Genomic DNA, 21,394 nt, shown 5'->3' on the forward strand with positions numbered 1-21,394 from the left:
ATGCCCCTGTTTTGAAATTTGGTTGAGCAGACTTGCTTGTCTTGCGTGTGAATCATTACGGTTGAATTAGTTTAAAACACTTGCTTTTTCTTTATTCAAGAGTGATTTCGACTTTCGGACTCCTCTACCTATGAGGAAGTTTCTATTTTTTAATAAGCTTTCCTCTCTTCATTTTCATATCATCTAGCTAAACACTCCAGCTGCTCAAAATACGTTGTCGTAACATGAAAATACATTTGTTCACCATTGTTTACATCAACTTTGTGAAGCGCTTCATTAATGATGCTTTCCACTACTTTCCTAGTGCAAACACCGTATTAAAAGCTCGTGCTCGCATTATTTGATTTGAGCCAAATATAGCACTTGGTAAGCCATCTATTGAGATTGACTCACTGAAATATGCATAGCTATTTAAGGTAAAATATTAACAATTAATTCATCAATATTTGGCACTTCTTCAATCAATCCATTGTCTTTTAGCCAGTTAGCTGTTTCTTCCCAAGACGATTTCTCCTGTGTCGCAAACCCTAATTCACTTTTCATTTTAGGAAGTAAAATATTAATGCTTTCCGTCTCAACTTCTTTATTTAAAGGGAAGTTTGCTTCATCTTGTTGATTGAGAAGAATTTGTAATGCTTCTTCACTATTCTTTTCCATAAAATCGAACCCTTTTCTAGCCGCACGCCAAAATGCTTCAATTTCTTTTTGTTCTTTCTCCCATGTTTTCTCACTCGTAACAGCGACTAATTCATAATAGCTTGGCACACCATAATCTACTGGATTTATATAACCTACATCATGACCTTCGCTTTTTAACTGTGGTACTTCATGGTTTACATATGCACCAACGACCGCATCAACTTTTTTTGAAACTAAAGATGACCCTAGTTCAAATTCAACATTAACCATGTCTACTTTTTCATAGCTTCCTCCACTGTTTTCTACAATCGTTTTGATAATCGTTTCATTTAATGGGATTCCTGGATAACCAATTTTCTTCCCTTCTAATTCTAGTGGATGTCCAATCGGTTGATCTGCACGGAATACGATATGATTTAACGGTGAGCGAACAACTGCTGCTACCGCTTTTACTGGTATTCCTTCATTTGCCACTGCTTGAATGACATCTGGTTGATAATACATGCCCATCGTTACTTTGCCGGCTGCTGCAAGAGATAATGGATCTGTTGGATTTGCCGGAAATTGAAATTCAACATCTAACCCCTCTTCCTCAAAATACCCTTTTTCTTTCGCAACGTATAAATAACTATGTACCGCATTTGGATACCAATCTAACATTAGTGTGATTTTATGGTATTTACTTTGCTCTTTATCATTACTCATTTCACTTTGGCAAGCTACAAGCATAAATATAAACACCATACTTATAGCAATGCTTAAACTCTTTTTTAACATTACTTTTTTCTCCATTTCAAAAAATATTTTTCTATAATTAATATAACTGTAAATAATGCAATACCGACGAACGATAATATGACAATTGGCGCAAAAACACCTGCTCCATCAAATTGGGTCATCATTCTTCTACTAAAATAACCTAATCCTGATTGTGCACCTAGCCACTCGCCAATTGCCGCACCAATGACACTCATCGGAACAGCAACTTTTAGCCCTGAAAAAAATGACGGTAAAGCTGAAGGAACTTCTAATTTTAAAAAAATTTGACTTCTTGTTAAATCAAATGTTTGAAGCAATTCTTTTAATTCTTTATCGGTGGAGCGTAAACCATCAAACATGCCAATCGTAATCGGGAAAAAGGTTATCAAAATCGTCACAGCAACCTTACTCCAAATTGTATAACCAAACCATAGAACAAAAATAGGTGCTAACGCGATAATTGGAATCGTTTGAGAAGTAATCAATAAAGGATATAACGCTTGCTCTAAAACCTTTGAATAATGCATTGCTATAGCAATTGCAATTCCTAGCACAAGAGAGATCGCTAAGCCTATACTAATGACTACAAATGTGGCAGGAAGATGGTGCTGCAATAACACATCTTTTAATTCCCAAAGTTTAGTAGAAACTTGCGTCGGTGATGGAAGAATAAATGACACATCAATAAACCTTGCAATGACCTCCCAAGCAATAAGCACCATGGAAAGTAACAGAACAGAATTCATATATTTTTTCATTATGTCACCTTCATTTTAAAACGATTGATTAGTTCATTTTTCAAATTGATTAATGAAGGCTCATCTAATTGTTGTCTGTTTCTTGGTCTCTTTAGTGGTACTTCAATTTCCTCAATCATTTGAATTGGCGTGTCACTAATGATGAAAATTTTATCGGATAAAAACAATGCCTCCGATATATCATGTGTAATAAAAACAATTGATGATTTAGTTTCATTCCATTGTTCTAACAGCCACTCTTGCATATATAACTTGGTCATCGCATCGAGTGATGAAAATGGTTCATCTAATAAAAGTAAATTTGAACCAGTTAACGTAGCACGTAAAAATGACACACGTTGCCTCATACCGCCTGATAGTTCATGTGGATATTTATTAGCAACATCTTCTAAACCAAAATCTTTTAATCTGTTTACAACAAATTGTTTATCATAGTCTCTGTTCTTTCCTTCAAGTGGTAACGCAACATTTTCAGCTACTCTTCGCCAAGGAATGAGTAAATCGTTTTGTGGCATATAGCCTACTTTACCTAGACGATTTGTTTCTTTATCACCATTTAGAAAAATGAATCCCTCCGTTGGTTGTTCCAGCCCTACAACTAGCCTAAATATCGTTGATTTACCTGTACCACTTGCCCCAACAATAGTGACAAATTCGCCTTTATTTATGTGAAAGCTTAGTTTATCTAAAATAGATTGCGGTTGATTATAATAAAATGATACATCTTTAAACTGTAGTGCATAATCATGCTTTTCATCCATACTCATAACCTTCTTATTCAATATTTTCCTAGATTCACCACTTCTGTTGATGCTAGTTCATCCTTTTTTTCGTGTTTGTCCACTCATAAATAAAATGAATCATTGTTTTGGTGAAAGCAATAAGTTGATTAATGGAACAAGATTCATTAACCGCATGAGCATTTTGAAAATCACCTGGCCCATAAATAACTGCTGCAATCCCTGCATCGCCAAACCATCCTCCATCGGTAACTGAAGGAGACACATCAATCGTCACTGCTTTTCCATGATTAATTTGATGAGAAGTGGATAATAACTGAACCGCTGGATGGTTCGGGTCAACTTCTAATGAAGGAAAGATTTCGCCTTTCTCTTCAATCATTGAACAGCCTCCCCATTCGAAGGTGGGTGGGTAATGCTTGAGCCACGGGTCAGACTGTGCAACGGAAAGTAAATGTTCTTCAATCTCTCGAGATACTTCCTCGTACGTTTCATTCGGGTAATAATGCACAGTAATCCATAGTTTACATTCATCGGCAATAAAAGCTGGATGTCTACCGCCTTCAATAACAGCTGGATTGATTGTATTTGTGCCAGGTGGGAATCCTTCGTATTGCTTCGTCACAGCCCAATGACGTTCTAATTCTTGCAACCCTGCTATTATTTTCATCATTTTTTCAATCGCACTCGCTTGCAAAAGACCTCCACCTGCATGAATCATATTTCGTCTCGTTGCATCATGAAACGTTTTAGGGCTCTTCACCGTAATCCACCCTGTAATTACCCCTCCTTGCCCTTGTATGCGAAGATCGCTCGTATCAACGACAAGCGCAAAATCAGCCTTATATCCACGCTCACAACATTGAAGTGTGCCAGCCTCTCCTACTTCTTCTCCGATGACAGATTGAAAAATAAGATCCCCATTCATATCAATATTTGCCTCATGTAAAAGCTTTAGCGCAAACAATGCTCCTGCAATTCCGCCCTTCATATCCGCTGCGCCTCTACCTATAATCGCCTCTTCAGTCACGATTGGATCGAAGGGATTCGTTAACCATTCTTCGTCCTCTCGAATTTCAGCTACATCAACATGTCCGTTAATAATTAAACTACTATATAATTCAGATGCCTTTCCCTTTTTCACACCTACGACATTCGAATCTCCTGGATATACATCCCAGATATCCGTTTTAAAATGAAGATTTTCTAAATAAGTTGCGATAAATTGTTGAATACCTTTCGTATTTCTTGCTGGTGGTGCGGGTGTTTCAAATTTTATAAGTGTAGTAACCAAATCGATTAATTCTTGTTTACGATTTTCTACTTGAAGCATCAATTCTTCAATATTCTGTATCACAACATCTCCGCCTTTTTACAATAGAAAGCTACTTGCGAAAAGAGACAGCCCTTCACCTTTCACGTACGGTTTCTTTCCACTAGATTGTCAATATCAATAAAATAACTTGTGAAATTCTATTTAATTATTATTCTCTTATCCATTCGATTATTGGATTGCATTAAGTTCTTGCTAATTCTTTCACTGGCCATCTTGAAATGTTTTCAGCCATATCCCAAAACATGTATTCAAAGTAACTTGTTTTTACAAATATTTCTTCAAGCTTTTTCAGCTCATCTTCTGTTTTACCCTGTGCAATATCATTAATTAAACCGATGCAGTCCTCAGCGATTGTAGTAAATTCATCGGAAGAGTATGTTTTAACCCAATCTCCATAAAGCTCCTGTTCTAGCGCACCTGGCCATTCAGCTAACTTCTTGCCAATCCAATTGTAGCTCCATGCACATGCCAAGACAGCTGCAATCGTATTCTCTACACCACCTAGCTGTGCCTGACTTAGCATATAGCTTGTATATGCGGTCATTGTAGCTGATGGTTCTGTATTTTCTAAGTCTTCGTTCGAAATACCAAATCTTGCTGCATACGTACGATGTAAATCCATTTCAAAATTCATTGTTCCATGCAATAAATTTGCAAAAATAGTCATTGTTTTTAAATCATTCGCCTTCGCACTTCCAATTGCAAAAATTCTAGCGTACTCAATTAAATAAACATAATCCTGCTTCATATAATGGATGAATTTTTCCTTACCAAGGGACCCTTCTCCAATTCCTTTTACAAAAGGATGCTCTAAATAACTGTTCCATACTGGCTCCACTTTTTTAAATAAACGATCAGAAAATATCATTGCATCTATTCTCCTCTATAATTTTTAAAATATACAAAAAAACCATTCCACTAAAATAGGGAATGGCTGAATAAATATACAAGTTATATATGTATAGTTGACCATTACTTCCCTACGCTAGTATGACCTAGATCAGGTTCAAAGGGTCAAGACAAGTCTCTCTCAGCAAAATTATGCTCCCCTAGTAATTTGTATATTCAATTGTCTTTAGCTAATCATAGATATTTTTGTTTGTCAAGTGCTCCTGTGAAGACCTATTCATATTTTTTATGTCAGCCATGCCGTTTGTATTGTATTCAATCACACGTGTTGATTAGCCAAAATCATCCAGCATTTATTTGATAAAATTCCCGCTGAAATGCGAGGATTTCTTTGAGACCGATGCGCCATTCGATTGGCAGAGTAGCACAAAGAAACTGGCGTTTAAAACCAGTGAAAGATAGGCATTTACAGTTGTTTTTCTTGTGTCCTTCCGTGTGTAAAAATTTTAATAATACGTAAGCAATCAAGGCTGAAAATAGCTGACTGAATACCGCATTTTTGGTCGTGCCAAATAACACTGGCACATTCAAGTTTTGTTTAATCCAGCGAAAAAAGGATTCAATTGCCCAGCGTTCCTTGTACATGCCGGCTATTTTTTCGGCTGTTACATCCTGAAGATTGGTGACAACACGAACAATGGCACCTTCATAATCGGTAAACTCCACGACACGGTGGCGTTTCTTCGTTTGTTTTTGAGACGTACCAAGTGTACATTTGAAATCAGCGATGATATTAGATCCTTCAACAGTCGTTCTTTTTAATGATTTTTTACGGTTTAACTGAATATTTTCTTTTAGACGGATGACAAAATCTTGTCCCGTTGTCGCATAGCGATCTACCTTATCAATCGAAAAATAGGCACGATCAGCGACAAGGATAAAACGCTTATCTTCAAGCTCAACGCCAATTGGACCATCGTTTTTCAAACCTGTTGTTTCAACGACCTTGAGAGGCATCCCGGTATGATTTGTATAGCTGACATGCAGTTTAATGCCCGAACGTTCACCGTGATAGAGCGCCCACGGTCAACGATTTTTACCGACAGTAATCGTTGTCGAATCAATGGCCAAGAGTTCTTTTTTCATTTTAAGCGTACGTCTTGCCGCTCGGTTTAATCGGCTGACAATCCATTCGAAAATACGTTTGATGATCAGATAATTGAGTTCACCCAAACGTTTAGAAAGCGTGGAATAATCAACTGATTTCAAGCCTTTCTCTGTGGCCACATCGGAAGCGTCACGCAAGCTTTTCCATTCAAATGTAGCAGCGCCAACTAAGTACTGTCGAAGTGTTGCAACATCACATTTACGAGCTGTATCTTCAAAACCAAATTCAGCGAGAATTCCATCGATTTCTTCCTGTGAAATAAAGTTTTGAAGTAGTGTGAAAATCGTGGTATTCTTAGCCATGAGAGATTCCTCCTCGTAAATGTTGGTGTGGTAACTTACATTTTACATGGAATCTCTCTTTTTTATTAGGTTTTTATGGTGAATATTGGCTAATCAACAGACATGATTTAAAAGTAATTTAACCTAGCTTTTTACTCCAAGGTGTACCAAGCTTTGGTAAAGCCCAACGATCCAAGCCATACCAGCCGGCAACTTTCCATGCAAGCACTAACCATGTTGCAAGGATGAATAGCAACGGATTGATACTTAATGTTCCTGCAAATAAAAAGCTCACATTCATCAATGCACCGCAAAAAGCTGCAATGCCCGTTAATAAACCGACAATTAAACCTAGACCAACTAAAAACTCACCATATGCAACAACGAACGAAAATAGCTTTGCATGTGGAAGCACACTATTTTCTAGAAAGCTTGCATACCATCCAGCTACATCTGCTGTTTCTTGTGATTTAGCAAGTGCACCCTTTACAAATCCTTCAACTGCTTTCCCGCCATTTTCACCAACCCATGCATCGTTCTGGATTTTACCCCAGCCTGCAGTTAGCCATGTGTACCCAACATAAAGACGAATAATTAACCAAATGATTGCGGAACGAGTATCACTAAACAAAAATCTTGAAACAGGGTTTTCAGGGATATAAATAGTACTTTTGTCTCTCATACATTTCTCATCTCCTTATATGTTCATTATATATATTAATAGTATAATTTTCCACAGGGTTCTGAAAATAAACCATTAAGCCTTGACGTATTTGTGTCCATTTTTTTCGAGTGCTCAAAAGTAATATATGCATTCATCTTGCTGGCTGTGAAGATGGGTGTTTTCTGTATCTTATACTCTGATTTTGGCACAAAAAAGAGGATGGGGGCTTATCCCATCCTCTTTTTACAAAGTTGTTCATTTAAAATAAACTCACCACATCTTTACCCTACGCAAACCCGCATTCCACCGTTGGCGTTTAAAATAAAGTCACGCTATCTTTCCCTCATTTTCACACATTTTCGATCACGTTTTGACCGTTTTTCTACCCTTTTTTCACGCTTTTTGTTCACGTTTTTTTCGATTTAAAAAATAGTTCTGTAAGTTAAGGATTGAAGAATTTCAGTAGTGACAAGGGTTCCAGGGATTTTTGATACAGGACTTTATTTTAAACACGAAATAAAAGATGTTGCGACTTTTTTATAAAGTACAGGACTTTATTTTGGGGTTACATAGAAGTCTAAAGGTTCATGGGTTCAGGGATACCTAATATCAACTATTGGAATTTAATTTTTATTCAACTATCCTGCATCAAGGTTATTCCAATTCAGAATAAAACTTCTTTCATTTATCCAGAAGAATATACGACGATGATATTTAATTATCTTTCATTAAGTCTTTCACGATAAGCTATATCTAAGTATGGTTTCAATTGTTGAAAACTATCAACCAAATCCATATAAATCTGTGCTTCACTTTTTGTATTATTCATCTTCTTATTCCCTTGGAATACTCTATCTAATTCCATTTGAATCTCTGAAGCAAGTTCATAAGATGAAAAATGTAAAATATATGCACCTTTTTTATATGTAGATGATGTAAAGAATTTGTTTGTGAATTTTCCATTTCTTTTTTTAATTTTATATCCAAAACAATCAGTTATTTTTTCGTTAAAATAGACATAATCAAGGTTAGTTAAATAATTGTCAATTTCTTTTATTATAGATAAAACTTTTGGTTTATTCGCAAAGTATGTATAAATATATCCTTTGGATTTTATAGAGGAAAACCCCATATTTTCACAATAGACAATATACTGATCTAATAACAATTCTGTTACACTATCATTCTCAATAAAACTTCTGTCCAATTTCAAAAAGAACTCATAAATATCTTCCCATGAAATTTCCTTATATGGTTGAATAATTACGCCATCATCAAACATTTTTTCGTGATCCTTTATCTGTTGCATATCAATCTTATTGCCGTCAACTTTAGACTCAATTAACAAAGTTATATTGTTTAATTTGATTAAAGCATCTGGAACAGTGTCCTTTTCCACATTAGAATTCTTATTATCATTCTTAATCCTATCGGAAATACCTATAACGTAACCATACCCTGAACGTTCATTCAATTTATTTCCAACTTGTAGGGCATATCTCCTCTCAATAGGTTCCTCTAACAAGATTTCAGAAATTCCCAGACAATGTTTTATAAACTGGAAGGTTAGTTGAACATCTGAAAATCTCAGAAGATCAATAAGTGCCTTCGTAACATTATTTTCTTTCTGTGTATACGTATCGTAAAGTGTTAATCCTTTTAATTTTTCCATTATAAACCCCCTTGTACCATTTTATCCTTGCTTAAGTCCTAATCAAATATTAAACCCTTTGGTTGTTTGGTTCTAATCAATTTTTCTTTATCTTTGGTGGTTAAGTATTCATCTTGGTGTTTCTCAGAGTCCTTAATCCAATCAGCTTTATTCATAGCCCAAATAAATTCATCTGTAGTTTCATCAAATTCAGCCATGACATATTTTTTCACTATTTGCGAGTAAAAGTAGTGTATTGATTTTTGAAGTAATTCCTCTGTACGTTGATACTCCCGATCATGTCGTTCCCTTATAATTTCTCTTTGTTCTTCCTCTTGTCTTTTTTTCTCTTCAGCAATTTTATGGGCCATTCTTTCTTCATCTATTATTTGTGGAAGCGAAAAAATATAGAGGAATACTTTCTTTAATAATGCGTCAAATGTGTCTGTTTTGGTTTGTTTGATAAGTTTTTCATGCTTACTCCACTTTCGCCATTCAAGATAATATCCTACTTCAACATTCATGTATCCAGTGGAAACATATTTATAAGTTTTATAGGATGAGTATTCTTTATCGTTTGGAGACAACATCACTTTCTTTGATGGTAATTTAAAGTTCAGCATAAAAACATAACCCTTATATAATATCTTTGTTTCATCATGCGTAATGTTTATTCTCGCTCCTGCCTTTTCAAGAGCCTTAAATAAGCTATCTATAAAGGGTTCCAGGGATTTTTGATACAGGACTTTATTTTAAACACGAAATAAAAGATGTTGCGACTTTTTTATAAAGTACAGGACTTTATTTTGGGGTTACAAAAGTTAATTCCAACAGTGCAACTGCTTCACAATGTGTACTATGCGGAAACATATCAACAGGCTGAATTTCCTGTGTTTGATAGCCGCCATCCTCCAAGATGCGTAAATCGCGTGCTAATGTGGCAGGATTGCAGGAAACATAGACAACGCGCTTTGGCTTTTGCTCGATAATTGTGTTTAATAATGCCTCATCACAGCCTTTACGTGGTGGGTCAACGACTAACACATCCGCTTCCTTGCCTTCCTTATACCAACGTGGGATAATTTCCTCTGCTGGGCCTGCTTCGAAATAGGTGTTTGTGAAGCCATTTAGCTCAGCATTGCGCTTAGCGTCTTCAATGGCTTGTGGTACGATTTCTACGCCCATTACGTGCTTTGCCTTTTTAGCTAAAAATAATGAGATTGTACCAATGCCACAGTACGCATCAATGACACGTTCATTGCCTGTTAACTGTGCATAATCTAGCGCCTGCTTATAAAGCACCTCTGTTTGGATTGGATTCACTTGATAAAATGAGCGTGCGGAAATTTCGAAGCGCACATCGCCAATTGTGTCTTCAATGACATCCTTGCCCCATAGTGTCACTGTTTCATCACCAAAAATCACATTGGTTTTGTTTGGGTTGATATTTTGGACAATGGATGTGACATTCGGTACAAGCTCACGAATTTTTGCCACTGTGGCTTGTACTTGTGGGAATTTACGTGCTGTTGTCACGACTACAACCATCACTTCATTTGTTGTGCGTCCTTTACGAATTACGACATGACGCAGCATACCTTTATGTGCCCCCTCATTGTAAGGACGAATGCCTAATGCTGTTAATTCGCGCTTAAAGTCAGCCATTATAACATCTGCTTCTGCTGTTTGAATTAAGCAACGTTCCATATCAACGATTGTATGTGATTTTGTTTTGTAAAAGCCTGCGATTGGTGCTATTTCGCCTTGTGCAAATGGAATTTGTGATTTGTTGCGGTAATGCCACGGCTCGTCCATTCCTTTGACAGGTAATACAGGTGCATCGATTTTACCAAGACGCTTCATCACATTTTCAACCATGCGCTGCTTCCATTTTAATTGCCCCTCATAAGACAAATGCTGTAGCTGGCAGCCACCACATTGCACAAAGTAATCGCACGGTGCTGTTACTCGGTCAGCGGAAGGCTCAAGTATTTCCAACACTTTTGCAAAGCCATAATTTTTTAACACTTTTAGTACATGCACTTGTACAAGCTCCTGTGGCAGTGCTCCTGCGATAAATAATGGGTAACCATCAACCTTTGCAACACCATTACCATCATGTGTTAAATCCTCTATTGTTACCGTCAAGCGGTCATTTTTCATTACTGGTGCAGTCATTGTAAATCCTCCATTTCAATGTTTTTATTGTAGCACGCAACCTTTTTGCATGCTAGAGACGCAAAATATTCTAATTTGTTTTGTCTGTCTGACATGGATATATAGTATAATAGAAATAGAACCTTTAGATTACATTTCCGAGGAGTATAGAGCAAATGGCTGTATTAATTATCGGCTCAGTTAGTAATGATATCCTTAGACTTCAGAAATTTTTCAATCGTATTGAACTAATGAATATCCATTGCTTTACAACAGCGGAGTCTGCAATTCAATTTGATTATCTATTTTTAAAAGAAGATATCCAATTGATTGTTTATGATGCGAAATTGCATTTAAATAACTGCGAAGAACATTGTCAGAAAATTGAGGCTTTAACGAAATGGTGTGATGCACCTATTATTCTCTCCACCTCCTATGAAAAGCCTATTATTCTCGACCGACTGTTTGAAGTAGGTATCTTTGATTTTATCTTGAAGCCATTCGATTTCACTCATTTTAAAACGCGTGTGCAAGTTGCGTTAAAATATGATGCGGAAACAAAGCTTCGCAAACAGCATCAATATAAATTAGCGCAGGATTTAGCCATTGCCAAAAATGTTCAAAAAAATTCATTATCGCCTGCGTTATCATTACCGCATATTGAGCTAGATGGGCTTTATATTACATCGCAAACACTTGGTGGCGATATGTACTGCTGGTTTTCGCTAGATGAGGATTTAACAGCGGTTATGTTGTTTGATGTGATGGGGCATGGCATTGCTGCATCGTTAATTACAATGTCTATTCGCTCCTTATTAAAAGGGATTATCACAACGCTAATAGATCCAGTATCTGTCATAACAGAGCTTAACAAGCAAATTTATGAATTGTTTTCGACAGATGATTTAGATAGCTTTTTAGTAACAGCGGTTTATATGCTCATCGATAAAAAAAATCGCACATTGCAATATGTCAATGCCTCACATCCAGCAGGTGTCCTGTTTGGCAAATACGGAGAAACTGTTGCTTTATCAGCTAACTCTCCTATTCTTGGACTGTTTCCAGCTATTCAAGTGAAGGCAAAGCGCGTGCGACTAACTGGCTGGCATCGCATCATTTTATATACGGATGGCTTGCTAACCTTACAGGATGACGAGGAAATAGATTTACATTTCTTTCATTCCTATGCATCACAAAGCAACAGCTACGCATTGCAAAAATTTTCCCAAAAATACGAGCTAGCAGACCAGCAATTTGAGGATGATATAACCATTGTTTCAATTACAATTACATTATAGTGTGGTGATTATTGATGGAAATGATGCTGCATGTAGCCCCTTGTCAGCAGTCCATATTTTTTATTGATCAAGTAATGGTAAACTATACCGAGCTTTATAGCATTCCAAATGCTCAAGAAATTTGCTTTGTCACCCATGAGCTTATCATTAATGCTGTTGAAGCAATGAACAAGGCAAATAGGCAAGAAGATATTCAATTGCACATTCTATGGCATGATGCGCAAATTCAAATTACAGTAACTGATTTTGCTGAGGGCATCCCGCCTGAAGAGTGGCAATCTATTATTGAGCCAAATTTAGAGGAAATGAGCTTTTCCGACCGCGGACGAGGCTTCTTCTTTATCGCTCATATGGTAGATCAGCTATGGTTTGAGCAATTAGCTACTTCGCAATTTTTAGTTGGCATTAAGAAAAGTTTATTCGATTAGGAGGCTTCTACATAATGAAGTGGTCAATTCGTAAAAAGGTCAATATCGTTATTTTTACTTGTATTTTATTATTAGCGTGTATTTTAGGTGGCGTCAATTATTATGTGACAAAGAAAAACTTACTAGAAAGTGCTAATGAGAAATTAATGTCAGATGTGCAATTAAGCTATTATGCACTTGATTCTAGTATTCCTGGAGATTGGGATATTATTGACGGTAATCTTTATAAAGGCTCTGTCAACATGGTAGAAAACTATGAGGTTGCCGATCAAATTAGCGATTTAACAAATGGAAACGTAATGTCTATATTTCAAAATGACACACGTATTTCAACAACGATTATCGAAAATGAAGAACGTGCATTAGGGACAAAGGTTTCTGATGCTGTGGCAGAGGTTGTACTAAATAACAAAGAGCGCTTTCTTGGTACAGCAACTGTTCTAGGAGACCCATTCCAGGCTGCATATGATCCTATTTTAAATAAAAATGGCGAAGTAATAGGTATTTGGGCTGTTGCGGTTCCAACAGCACCTTACACAAAAATTGCAACAGCATCTGCCATTGAAAATATTGTCATTTCTTTAGTTATTGCGATTGTCATTACCATTATTATTGGCTATATTATGCAGCGCCTTATTGTAACACCAATTAATGTTTTGCGTAACAATGCTAATGAGCTCGCAAATTTAAATTTGAAGGTCGACTTATTAAAAGCAAGAGGTAATGATGAAATTGCAGATTTAGCTGTTGCCTTCCACAATATGAAGGAGCGTTTAACAGAAACAGTAACAAATGTCGCTCAAAACGCTAATGAAATCGCTAGCTCTTCTCTTGCCTTAGCGGAATCATCACAGCAAACAAATGAGGCTTCAAGCCAAATTGCTACAACGATGAATGATGTAGCTGCTGGTATTACAACACAGGCAGAAAAAGCTGAGCATATTGTGAATATGATGCGTAATACAATTAGCCAAGTCGATAGCAGCTTACTCAATGCTGAGGAAAGCTTTAACAATGCTAAAGAGTCTACACATATTGCGCTTGAAGGTGAGGCGGCAATTAGTAAAGCGATTCAACATTTAGGTACTGTGACAGAGACGGTTAGCTATGCAACGGACTCTATTCAAAAGCTAGGTATGCGCTCAGAGGAAATTGGTGGCATTATTACAGTCATTACAGATATTTCTGATCAAACGAATTTATTAGCTCTTAATGCAGCAATTGAAGCTGCAAGAGCTGGAGAGCATGGCAAAGGCTTTGCTGTCGTGGCATCGGAGGTGCGCGTTTTGGCTGAACAATCGAAAGAAGCAGCACAGCAAATTACAGAGCTGATTAAAGATATTCAAGCAGAAACAGCTGTAACTGTTCGTACAATGGAAAGTAATTTATCAGCGGTTGAGGAGCAAGTTGTTATTATTAATCAGGGTGGAGAAGCATTGAAGGAGATTGTTGAGAAAACAAGTATAACGGAGACAGGTGTGGCACAAATGAAAGATGCCTTCACAACTGTCAATACGAACTCTCATAATGTTCAAGATGCCATTTACGATATTTCAAGCATTATTGAACTATCAGCTGCTGCCTCAGAGGAAATTGCAGCGGCTTCTGAAGAACAATACGCTACTGTTGCAGAAATGGCTGAAAGCACAGCACATTTAGCGTCAATTGCTGATCGTTTGCGTGAAGAAGTAAATAAATTTCAGCTTTAAATAGGAGGTATACAATGGAACAAAAAATAGCTACCATGCAAATAACAGATAAATCTACCTATGTTTCTATTGCCTTTACAGGAAACCTAGAATACGGATTAATTGAAGAAATAAAAAAACAACTGCAAGCACAAAGCTTACAAGCGGAGCTCGGCTTTATTTTAGATATGAGTCGTGTAAAAAATATTGATAGTACAGGGTTTGGTATGATTGTCAATTTTGCCAAAAAAGTCTCGATACAAAATAAAAAAATCGTCATTATTGTTGTAGATAATTTCGTACGTAAGCTTTTCGCTATTTCACAATGCGATAAAATCTTCCCGATTGTTGAAAATGAGAAAGAAGCATTACAAGTTATTCAAGGTAATAGTCATACAGAGCTATCAATAAATGACTACTAAAACTAAAGAGCGTTGTGAAATGCTATACATTGCATCTCACAACGCCCTTTTTAAAACTTCCCGCCGCTACCGCTATAGGAGTGTCCACCACTTGTTGTCCCGCCGCCACTGCTACCGCCCGAATTGCTTGAAGCCTTTTTCGTTTTTGTGACAGTTGTGCGTAAATAGCGATCATGCTTTTTTGTAATACCCGAACCATTAGAATCAAAATAATCACGCTCTGTTGTTGTCATCTTACCACCTGAGCTATAAGCCATCAGCCCAACAACAAGCGCTGCCAATAAAAGCGCTACCCCCGATTGAAACCACCATTGGAATATAATACCGTCTGGTCCATAGCTCATATAGTCATGTGACTCAATAATAAATTGGCTGAATGCCTCATAATAATCACCAGCCGATAAGCTTGGTGTTATTTGCTCACGAATATACGCTAAACGCCCATCATCTAAATAAGCTTTTCCCTTTTTAAAGCCCGATAAAAAGACATCACGCTCCTGCATATCGATGGACATCATCACTGTATTGCCATGTGGCTTATTATAGCCTGGTGCTTCATTATCATAAAAATCGCCCATATATTGCTCGATTCCCTTACCATCAGTTCCATTAACAGTTAATATGATAAAGGCTGTTTTATAATCTGCACTAAGCTCCTTCGCCAAAGCCTCTACTTCTTTTTTCTCCTCTGTTGTTAAAAGGTTGGCATAATCAAAAATATATTGTGTTTGATTAGTAGATTCAGCCAATACAGAAGGCTGCCATAAAGCCACTAGTAAAATAAAAAATGCGAAACATTTTTTCAGCATACTCATAAATAGCCCTCCCCTATCAATGTTGCAATAGCTTTCAGTATAATAAACGTGCCTGCTGCAATTCCACCAAACCAAGCAGCCGCCTTTCCTTTACTAATTGGTGGCTTCCCTACTACCTTGCCTGTATGACCATTCATTGCAAAAATATATTCTGAATTGTTGTAGTCATGGTAAATCATCCATACAGGCAGCAGCACATAAGCGCTATTTTTTTGTTTGATATTAACATTCTTCTGCTTATAGCTAACTGTGCTATAATTGCTCAACTCACTAGCAATATACTTATCTGCGTACTCCTGTACTCGCTTTTCAATGCGAGGTAGCATTTCTTTATCTGTGTAATTATATTTCTCTGCAATATAGCCTGCTAAATAAGGTGTTTTGAAATCCTTCAGTTCATGAAAAGGGAACGGTTCGATTTTATCCATTAGCTCATCATTCATTTTCTCAGAGGCATCTGCTGGAATTTTTGAATAGTTTAAGTTGATTTCACGCATTACATCGAAATAGCTTGTTTCGGTATAATTATAATCACCTTTTGAATATGTGCGCACAACCGTGCCAACTGCCTTTACCTTTGCTTGACTGTTAATATCATAAAGCCAAAATGGCACATACATTCCTGTAATTGTTTTAACGCGCTCAGACATCATAAAATCCTTCGGCATTAGCCAGCCTCGACGACACCATTTTTTAAAGGCCTTTACTGCTTCCTTTTCGCTTATTGTAAAGGGAATCACTTTTGATGGTGCTAAGCTCCCAGATAAACGATCTGCAATAACGACTGCTGATTGACAAAAGCTACAGTTTGTCGCCGTTGTTTCTGCAAGCGTAATAAGCACTGCTCCACAGTTATTACAATGATATTCGTTCGTCTCACTGTCTTCAAAGGTCGTCTTAATCAATTCCTCTGGATAGTTTTCAATCGTATCCTGCCTACCACAGCTTTGACATGTTAGCTTTCCTGTATCTGCATCAAAATTCATATCTCCAGCGCAGCTAGGGCATGTATAATGTAAAATCATTACCGTTCCCCCTCAAAATAGTATGTATTGTAGTCATTATAATCTATATAGTCTAGAAAAAAATAGAGGGCTACATGAAAAAGTGTTGGGACATGCAGACTTTAGCCTACTTCCCCAACACCTTACTAAGCTCGATCTTCCTCACGAATTTCTTCGATTGGAACGAAAATCTCAATATGTCGCTTTAAATTTTGGAATGTTGCTGGCGCATCGCCACCGTATTCCCCATCTAAATTTAAATGCACCTCGTCATCCGATGTGACTTTTACTTTCTTTGCTTTGCGATAAATGACACGCTCATCATTCAAATGTTCCCCACGCAACGCTAAAGAAGCAATTTTAATAAAATCGGTAATTGAGCATTCTTTCAGTACCATCACTGTAAATAGCCCATCGTTGATTGAAGCATCTGGCGCAATTTTTTCGAAGCCACCTACCGAGTTCGTTAAGCCGCATAAAAACATCATTGCGTTACCATCAAACACTTCCTCATCGATTTCAATTCTCATATGTGTCGCCTTAATCGAAGGAATCATTTCGATACCTTTTAAATAATAGGCAAGCTGACCAAGCACCGTTTTCATTTTGCTCGGTACCTCATATGTCAGCTCCGTAATTCGCCCGCCTGCCGCAATATTGATGAAATAGCGCTCATTATTTAATATGCCGACATCCACAGGCAATGTATCGCCTTTGACGATAATTTCTACTGCCTCATCAATTTTACGTGGGATATGGATAGCGCGTGCGAAATCATTCGTTGTGCCCATCGGAATTAAGCCGAGTTTCGGGCGCTTGTCAAAGCCGCTAATACCTGCTACTACTTCGTTTAGTGTACCATCGCCACCAACGGCAATCACCACATCAAATTGTCGCTCCACAGCCGCCTTAGCTGCTGCCGTTGCATCGCCTTCACATGTCGTTGCATGACATGATGTTTCATAGCCTGCTATTTCTAGTTTTTCTAATACCTCTGGTAAATGCTTTTTAAATGCTTCACGACCAGAAGTGGGATTATAAATGATTCGTGCTCGTTTCATTCCGTTAACCATCCTACAAATTCAAATTTTCTTATCTATCATTGTAACGTTTTTACAATCGTAAACGTTCCCTATAGGATTGCTGAAACAGCTTTCTTGAAATCCTCATAAACATATGTCCAATATTTACTATCCTCAATGTATTGTTGACGCATATTCGTATACATTGCTTTTTGTGCCTCTTCAAATGCTGGGTCCTCTTTGTCAGGTAACCCCGCACGTGCATCCATAACAAATTGCTGTAGCTCTGGCGCACGTGGACCCCATTTCCCTACAACTTCGCCTGCTGCGTTTAATAGTAAATAAATTGGAATTGCACGACCACCATTTGTTAAATATTGATCAATTAAATCTGTATCTGCATCGCGCAATGTTGCACGCATGTCTAAGCCTGCTGCCTCTGCCACTTTACGCACGATTGGATTGTTGAGCATGGCATCGCCACACCAGTCTTCCGTAATCGCTAAAATGTGCACATCGCTATTTTTTAATTGCTCAATAAATGCATCATTTGGCACAGTGAATTGATTGTAAATAGCAAAGCTTTCTTCTTTTAATGTTGACATCTCGTTCATATATTGTGCAATCGAAATCGCTTCATCAAAATATTGTTGTTCTGGTTTCATTGTTAGATTCCTCCCTAATGCTTTTATTTTCTATTTTGCATCTTTTCCTAAAATTTCACAACTAATTGATTCCATTTAAAATAGCTGCCGGGAAAGTATTAACTTTCTCGACAGCTCAGCAATGTTAATTAGCGTTTCGCAAGCTCTTCTAATAAAATTTGATTTGTTAGCTGAGGGTTTGCTTGTCCTTTAGATGCTTTCATAATTTGACCTAGCATCGCTTTAATTGCGCGGTCCTTCCCTGCTTTAAAGTCTTCTACAGATTTTGTGTCATTATCTAACACTTCTGTAACAAAGCCTAAAATAACAGCAGGATCAGAAATTTGTACTAAGCCCTTCTCTTTCACGATTTTCGCTGCATCGCCACCATTTGCAACAAGCTCCGTAAATACCTTTTTCGCGATTTTTGATGAAATCGTCCCATCGGAAATCAGCTTCACCATACCTGCTAAGTTTTCAGGTGTTAACGTTGTATCTTTTAATTCCTTACCTTCTGCATTTAAGTATGCAGATACATCGCCCATTAACCAGTTTGCTGCTAGCTTTGCATCAGCACCTGCTGCCACTGTCGCATCAAAGAAATCGGAAATATCCTTATTGATAACAAGCACTGCCGCATCATAAGCTGTTAAACCTAGCTCAGATTCGTAGCGAGCTTTACGTGCATCTGGCAGCTCTGGAATAGACGCTTTTACGCGCTCTAACCATTCGTTATCAATTGATAAGCGCACTAAATCTGGCTCTGGGAAGTAGCGGTAATCATCCGCACCTTCTTTTACACGCATTAAAAGGGTCTTACCTGTTTTCTCATCAAAGCGGCGTGTTTCTTGCTCAATCTCGCCACCAGCACGCAATACTTCAGCTTGACGTACTTCCTCATGCTCTAAACCTTTGCGCACGAAGTTGAAGGAGTTTAAGTTTTTCAATTCTGTTTTTGTACCGAATTTTTCTTGACCATATGGACGTAATGAAATGTTAGCATCACAGCGCAGTGAGCCTTCCTCCATACGTACATCCGATACGCCTGTATATTGAATAATAGATTTTAATTTTTCTAAGTAAGCATATGCTTCATTTGGTGTGCGAATATCTGGCTCAGAAACGATTTCCACTAATGGCGTACCTTGACGGTTAAAGTCAACTAAAGAGTAGCCATCTGCATGTGTTAATTTACCAGCATCCTCCTCCATATGAAGGCGCGTAATACCGATGCGCTTTTTGTAGCCATCTACTTCAATTTCAATCCAGCCATTTTTACCGATTGGCTTATCAAATTGTGAAATTTGGTAAGCTTTCGGATTGTCTGGGTAAAAATAATTTTTACGATCAAATTTTGTTTCTTGCTCGATTTCCATGTTGAGTGCAAGTGCTGCACGCATCGCGAAGTCCACAACATTTTTATTCAATACAGGTAATACGCCTGGATAGCCTAAGTCGATAACCGACGTATTTGTATTTGGCTCAGCACCAAAATGGTTTGGTGAGCTTGAGAAAATTTTTGATTCTGTTTTTAACTCAACGTGCACTTCTAAACCGATAATTGTTTCAAAGTTCATTTTATTTTACCTCCCAAATTTGAGGTGTTTTGCTATGGAAGTCTGTCGCTTGCTCATATGCATAAGCTGTGCGATAAATTGTTTCCTCATCAAAATGCTTACCAATGATTTGTAAGCCTAATGGCAGACCATTTTCAAAGCCACATGGAATTGAAATTGCTGGTACACCTGCTAAGTTAATTGGAATTGTTAAAATATCATTTGCATACATCGTCATTGGGTCATCAATGTTTTCACCAATTTTAAATGCTGGGGTTGGCGATGTAGGACCGATAATCACATCAAAGTCTGCAAATACTTTATCATAGTCTTCTTTAATCAATGTACGCACTTGTTGTGCCTTTTTATAATAAGCATCATACGTGCCTGCTGATAATGAATATGTGCCAAGCATAATACGGCGTTTTACTTCATCACCAAAGCCTTGTGCACGTGTTTCTTTATATAGCTCCATTAAATTTTTCACGCCTTCAGCGCGGAAGCCATAACGAATACCATCGAAGCGAGAAAGGTTTGATGATGCTTCTGATGACGATAAAATGTAGTAAGCTGCTAATGCATATTTAGAATGCGGTAACGATACCTCTTCCACTGTTGCACCTAAGCCTTTTAATACTTCTAGTGCATCTAATACAGATTGACGTGCAGCCTCGCCTACACCTTCACCTAAAAACTCTTTCGGTACAGCGATACGTAAGCCTTTAATATCGCCATTTAATGCAGCTGCATAGTTTGGCACCGGCACGTTCGCAGATGTTGAGTCATTTGCATCCACACCCGAAATAGCTTCTAATAATAATGCATTATCACGTACGTTGCGCGTGATCGGACCGATTTGATCAAGTGAAGATGCGAATGCTACTAAACCAAAGCGTGATACACGACCATATGTTGGCTTCATTCCAACAACGCCACAATAAGCGGCTGGCTGACGAATCGAACCACCTGTATCAGAGCCTAATGAGAAAGGTACTTCTCCTGCAGCAACAGATGCTGCTGATGCACCTGAAGAGCCGCCTGGTACGTGTGCAAGGTTCCAAGGGTTTTTTGTCGTTTTATAATAAGAGTTTTCATTCGAAGAGCCCATTGCGAACTCATCCATGTTTAGCTTCCCAACTGTAACCATGCCTGCTTCACGCAGCTTTTTCACAACTGTTGCATCATAAATTGGCATGAAGCCTTCCAAAATTTTAGAGGCGCATGTTGTTTCTAAGCCTTCTGTGACGATATTATCCTTTACACCGATTGGTAAACCAAATAATGGTCCACGCTCCGCGAAAGGCACTTTATCTAATTCTGCCGCTTGTGCAGTTGCTTGCTCTTTATTTAATGCTAAAAATGATTGTACATCCCCATCTAATGCTTCAATGCGTGCGAATGCTTCATTTGTTAAATCAGCGATTGTTAGATCGCCTTTATGTAAGCTTTCTTGCAGCTCATGTGCTGAACGCTCAAATAACGTCATCTGTAAAGTCCTCCTACATTTTCATTTAA

The 21,394-nt window shown here is 37.7% G+C and carries 20 protein-coding genes, 1 pseudogene and 1 riboswitch; of the genes and pseudogenes, 4 read left to right on the top strand and 17 right to left on the bottom strand.

Annotated elements, in window-relative coordinates; genetic code table 11:
• Positions 1–411: 411 nt before the first annotated feature.
• From M3Z76_RS06945 to rlmD, 11 genes and pseudogenes are all read right to left on the bottom strand, one after another.
• Positions 412–1,416: an ABC transporter substrate-binding protein gene (locus M3Z76_RS06945; protein WP_293923808.1), complete on the bottom strand. Its 1,005-nt coding sequence runs from the start codon at positions 1,414–1,416 to the stop codon at positions 412–414.
• Positions 1,416–2,156: an ABC transporter permease gene (locus M3Z76_RS06950; protein ID WP_293923810.1), complete on the bottom strand. Its 741-nt coding sequence runs from the start codon at positions 2,154–2,156 to the stop codon at positions 1,416–1,418. Before M3Z76_RS06950 ends, M3Z76_RS06945 begins: the two co-directional genes overlap by 1 nt.
• Positions 2,156–2,917, bottom strand: a complete 762-nt coding sequence (locus M3Z76_RS06955; protein WP_293923813.1) for an ABC transporter ATP-binding protein — start codon at positions 2,915–2,917, stop codon at positions 2,156–2,158. Before M3Z76_RS06955 ends, M3Z76_RS06950 begins: the two co-directional genes overlap by 1 nt.
• Positions 2,918–2,969: 52 nt before the next feature.
• A complete protein-coding gene (locus M3Z76_RS06960; protein WP_293923816.1) occupies positions 2,970–4,253 on the bottom strand; it encodes an acetylornithine deacetylase in 1,284 nt (427 codons plus the stop codon).
• 160 nt (positions 4,254–4,413) lie between these two features.
• On the bottom strand, positions 4,414–5,100 hold the full coding sequence (gene tenA / locus M3Z76_RS06965) for a thiaminase II (protein ID WP_293923820.1): 687 nt from the start codon (positions 5,098–5,100) through the stop codon (positions 4,414–4,416).
• Positions 5,101–5,192: 92 nt separating this feature from the next.
• A riboswitch (TPP riboswitch) is annotated at positions 5,193–5,293 on the bottom strand.
• A gap of 130 nt (positions 5,294–5,423) precedes the next feature.
• Positions 5,424–6,143 (bottom strand): annotated as a pseudogene (locus M3Z76_RS06970) (IS4 family transposase); the annotation flags it as partial.
• A gap of 24 nt (positions 6,144–6,167) precedes the next feature.
• The gene (locus M3Z76_RS06975) at positions 6,168–6,551 is read right to left on the bottom strand and encodes a transposase (RefSeq protein ID WP_293923823.1); all 384 of its coding nucleotides are present in this window, start codon (positions 6,549–6,551) and stop codon (positions 6,168–6,170) included.
• A gap of 118 nt (positions 6,552–6,669) precedes the next feature.
• Positions 6,670–7,212, bottom strand: coding sequence for a DoxX family protein (locus M3Z76_RS06980; RefSeq protein ID WP_293923826.1), 543 nt, complete (start codon positions 7,210–7,212; stop codon positions 6,670–6,672).
• 700 nt (positions 7,213–7,912) lie between these two features.
• The gene (locus M3Z76_RS06985) at positions 7,913–8,866 is read right to left on the bottom strand and encodes a hypothetical protein (RefSeq protein ID WP_293923829.1); all 954 of its coding nucleotides are present in this window, start codon (positions 8,864–8,866) and stop codon (positions 7,913–7,915) included.
• A 38-nt stretch (positions 8,867–8,904) separates the two neighbouring features.
• Complete coding sequence (locus M3Z76_RS06990; RefSeq protein WP_293923832.1) at positions 8,905–9,468, bottom strand: hypothetical protein; 564 nt, start codon at positions 9,466–9,468, stop codon at positions 8,905–8,907.
• 178 nt (positions 9,469–9,646) lie between these two features.
• Complete coding sequence (rlmD, locus tag M3Z76_RS06995; protein WP_293923835.1) at positions 9,647–11,023, bottom strand: 23S rRNA (uracil(1939)-C(5))-methyltransferase RlmD; 1,377 nt, start codon at positions 11,021–11,023, stop codon at positions 9,647–9,649.
• A 155-nt stretch (positions 11,024–11,178) separates the two neighbouring features.
• Here rlmD and M3Z76_RS07000 point away from each other — a divergent pair, with 155 nt between their 5' ends.
• From M3Z76_RS07000 to M3Z76_RS07015, 4 genes are read left to right on the top strand one after another with little or no spacing between them, the layout of a single operon-like run.
• Positions 11,179–12,300, top strand: a complete 1,122-nt coding sequence (locus M3Z76_RS07000; protein WP_293923838.1) for a SpoIIE family protein phosphatase — start codon at positions 11,179–11,181, stop codon at positions 12,298–12,300.
• A gap of 14 nt (positions 12,301–12,314) precedes the next feature.
• On the top strand, positions 12,315–12,728 hold the full coding sequence (locus tag M3Z76_RS07005) for an ATP-binding protein (RefSeq protein ID WP_293923840.1): 414 nt from the start codon (positions 12,315–12,317) through the stop codon (positions 12,726–12,728).
• Between the two features lie 14 nt (positions 12,729–12,742).
• Positions 12,743–14,437: a methyl-accepting chemotaxis protein gene (locus tag M3Z76_RS07010; RefSeq protein WP_293923843.1), complete on the top strand. Its 1,695-nt coding sequence runs from the start codon at positions 12,743–12,745 to the stop codon at positions 14,435–14,437.
• 14 nt (positions 14,438–14,451) lie between these two features.
• Positions 14,452–14,838 (top strand): STAS domain-containing protein, encoded by a 387-nt coding sequence (locus M3Z76_RS07015; RefSeq protein WP_293923846.1) that lies wholly within the window; start codon positions 14,452–14,454, stop codon positions 14,836–14,838.
• Between the two features lie 50 nt (positions 14,839–14,888).
• Here the strand turns inward: M3Z76_RS07015 and M3Z76_RS07020 are convergent, their stop codons facing one another.
• The 6 genes from M3Z76_RS07020 to gatA form a co-directional block, all read right to left on the bottom strand.
• Positions 14,889–15,653: a TPM domain-containing protein gene (locus M3Z76_RS07020; protein ID WP_293923849.1), complete on the bottom strand. Its 765-nt coding sequence runs from the start codon at positions 15,651–15,653 to the stop codon at positions 14,889–14,891.
• A complete protein-coding gene (locus M3Z76_RS07025) occupies positions 15,650–16,678 on the bottom strand; it encodes a TFIIB-type zinc ribbon-containing protein (RefSeq protein ID WP_293923852.1) in 1,029 nt (342 codons plus the stop codon). Before M3Z76_RS07025 ends, M3Z76_RS07020 begins: the two co-directional genes overlap by 4 nt.
• 125 nt (positions 16,679–16,803) lie before the next feature.
• On the bottom strand, positions 16,804–17,718 hold the full coding sequence (locus tag M3Z76_RS07030; RefSeq protein ID WP_293923855.1) for a diacylglycerol kinase: 915 nt from the start codon (positions 17,716–17,718) through the stop codon (positions 16,804–16,806).
• Positions 17,719–17,789: 71 nt separating this feature from the next.
• The gene (locus tag M3Z76_RS07035) at positions 17,790–18,344 is read right to left on the bottom strand and encodes a thioredoxin family protein (protein ID WP_293923858.1); all 555 of its coding nucleotides are present in this window, start codon (positions 18,342–18,344) and stop codon (positions 17,790–17,792) included.
• A 128-nt stretch (positions 18,345–18,472) separates the two neighbouring features.
• A complete protein-coding gene (gene gatB / locus M3Z76_RS07040) occupies positions 18,473–19,900 on the bottom strand; it encodes an Asp-tRNA(Asn)/Glu-tRNA(Gln) amidotransferase subunit GatB (protein ID WP_293923861.1) in 1,428 nt (475 codons plus the stop codon).
• Position 19,901: 1 nt separating this feature from the next.
• Positions 19,902–21,365: an Asp-tRNA(Asn)/Glu-tRNA(Gln) amidotransferase subunit GatA gene (gene gatA, locus M3Z76_RS07045; protein WP_293923864.1), complete on the bottom strand. Its 1,464-nt coding sequence runs from the start codon at positions 21,363–21,365 to the stop codon at positions 19,902–19,904.
• Between the last annotated feature and the right edge of the window lie 29 nt (positions 21,366–21,394).

Origin of the sequence: Metasolibacillus sp., from assembly GCF_025291715.1 — a bacterium.
Taxonomy (GTDB): domain Bacteria; phylum Bacillota; class Bacilli; order Bacillales_A; family Planococcaceae; genus Metasolibacillus; species Metasolibacillus louembei.

Bases quoted from the DNA above. Each gene is read 5' to 3' on its own strand.
- M3Z76_RS07025 (WP_293923852.1), bottom strand. From the start codon at position 16,678: ATGATTTTACATTATACATGCCCTAGCTGCGCTGGAGATATGAATTTT.
- tenA (WP_293923820.1), bottom strand. From the start codon at position 5,100: ATGATATTTTCTGATCGTTTATTTAAAAAAGTGGAGCCAGTATGGAAC.
- rlmD (WP_293923835.1), bottom strand. From the start codon at position 11,023: ATGACTGCACCAGTAATGAAAAATGACCGCTTGACGGTAACAATAGAG.
- M3Z76_RS06955 (WP_293923813.1), bottom strand. From the start codon at position 2,917: ATGGATGAAAAGCATGATTATGCACTACAGTTTAAAGATGTATCATTT.
- M3Z76_RS07030 (WP_293923855.1), bottom strand. From the start codon at position 17,718: ATGAAACGAGCACGAATCATTTATAATCCCACTTCTGGTCGTGAAGCA.
- M3Z76_RS06980 (WP_293923826.1), bottom strand. From the start codon at position 7,212: ATGAGAGACAAAAGTACTATTTATATCCCTGAAAACCCTGTTTCAAGA.
- M3Z76_RS07015 (WP_293923846.1), top strand. From the start codon at position 14,452: ATGGAACAAAAAATAGCTACCATGCAAATAACAGATAAATCTACCTAT.
- M3Z76_RS06975 (WP_293923823.1), bottom strand. From the start codon at position 6,551: ATGGCTAAGAATACCACGATTTTCACACTACTTCAAAACTTTATTTCA.
- M3Z76_RS07035 (WP_293923858.1), bottom strand. From the start codon at position 18,344: ATGAAACCAGAACAACAATATTTTGATGAAGCGATTTCGATTGCACAA.
- M3Z76_RS07010 (WP_293923843.1), top strand. From the start codon at position 12,743: ATGAAGTGGTCAATTCGTAAAAAGGTCAATATCGTTATTTTTACTTGT.
- M3Z76_RS06950 (WP_293923810.1), bottom strand. From the start codon at position 2,156: ATGAAAAAATATATGAATTCTGTTCTGTTACTTTCCATGGTGCTTATT.
- M3Z76_RS07020 (WP_293923849.1), bottom strand. From the start codon at position 15,653: ATGAGTATGCTGAAAAAATGTTTCGCATTTTTTATTTTACTAGTGGCT.
- M3Z76_RS07000 (WP_293923838.1), top strand. From the start codon at position 11,179: ATGGCTGTATTAATTATCGGCTCAGTTAGTAATGATATCCTTAGACTT.
- M3Z76_RS07005 (WP_293923840.1), top strand. From the start codon at position 12,315: ATGGAAATGATGCTGCATGTAGCCCCTTGTCAGCAGTCCATATTTTTT.
- gatA (WP_293923864.1), bottom strand. From the start codon at position 21,365: ATGACGTTATTTGAGCGTTCAGCACATGAGCTGCAAGAAAGCTTACAT.
- M3Z76_RS06990 (WP_293923832.1), bottom strand. From the start codon at position 9,468: ATGCTGAACTTTAAATTACCATCAAAGAAAGTGATGTTGTCTCCAAAC.
- gatB (WP_293923861.1), bottom strand. From the start codon at position 19,900: ATGAACTTTGAAACAATTATCGGTTTAGAAGTGCACGTTGAGTTAAAA.
- M3Z76_RS06985 (WP_293923829.1), bottom strand. From the start codon at position 8,866: ATGGAAAAATTAAAAGGATTAACACTTTACGATACGTATACACAGAAA.
- M3Z76_RS06945 (WP_293923808.1), bottom strand. From the start codon at position 1,416: ATGTTAAAAAAGAGTTTAAGCATTGCTATAAGTATGGTGTTTATATTT.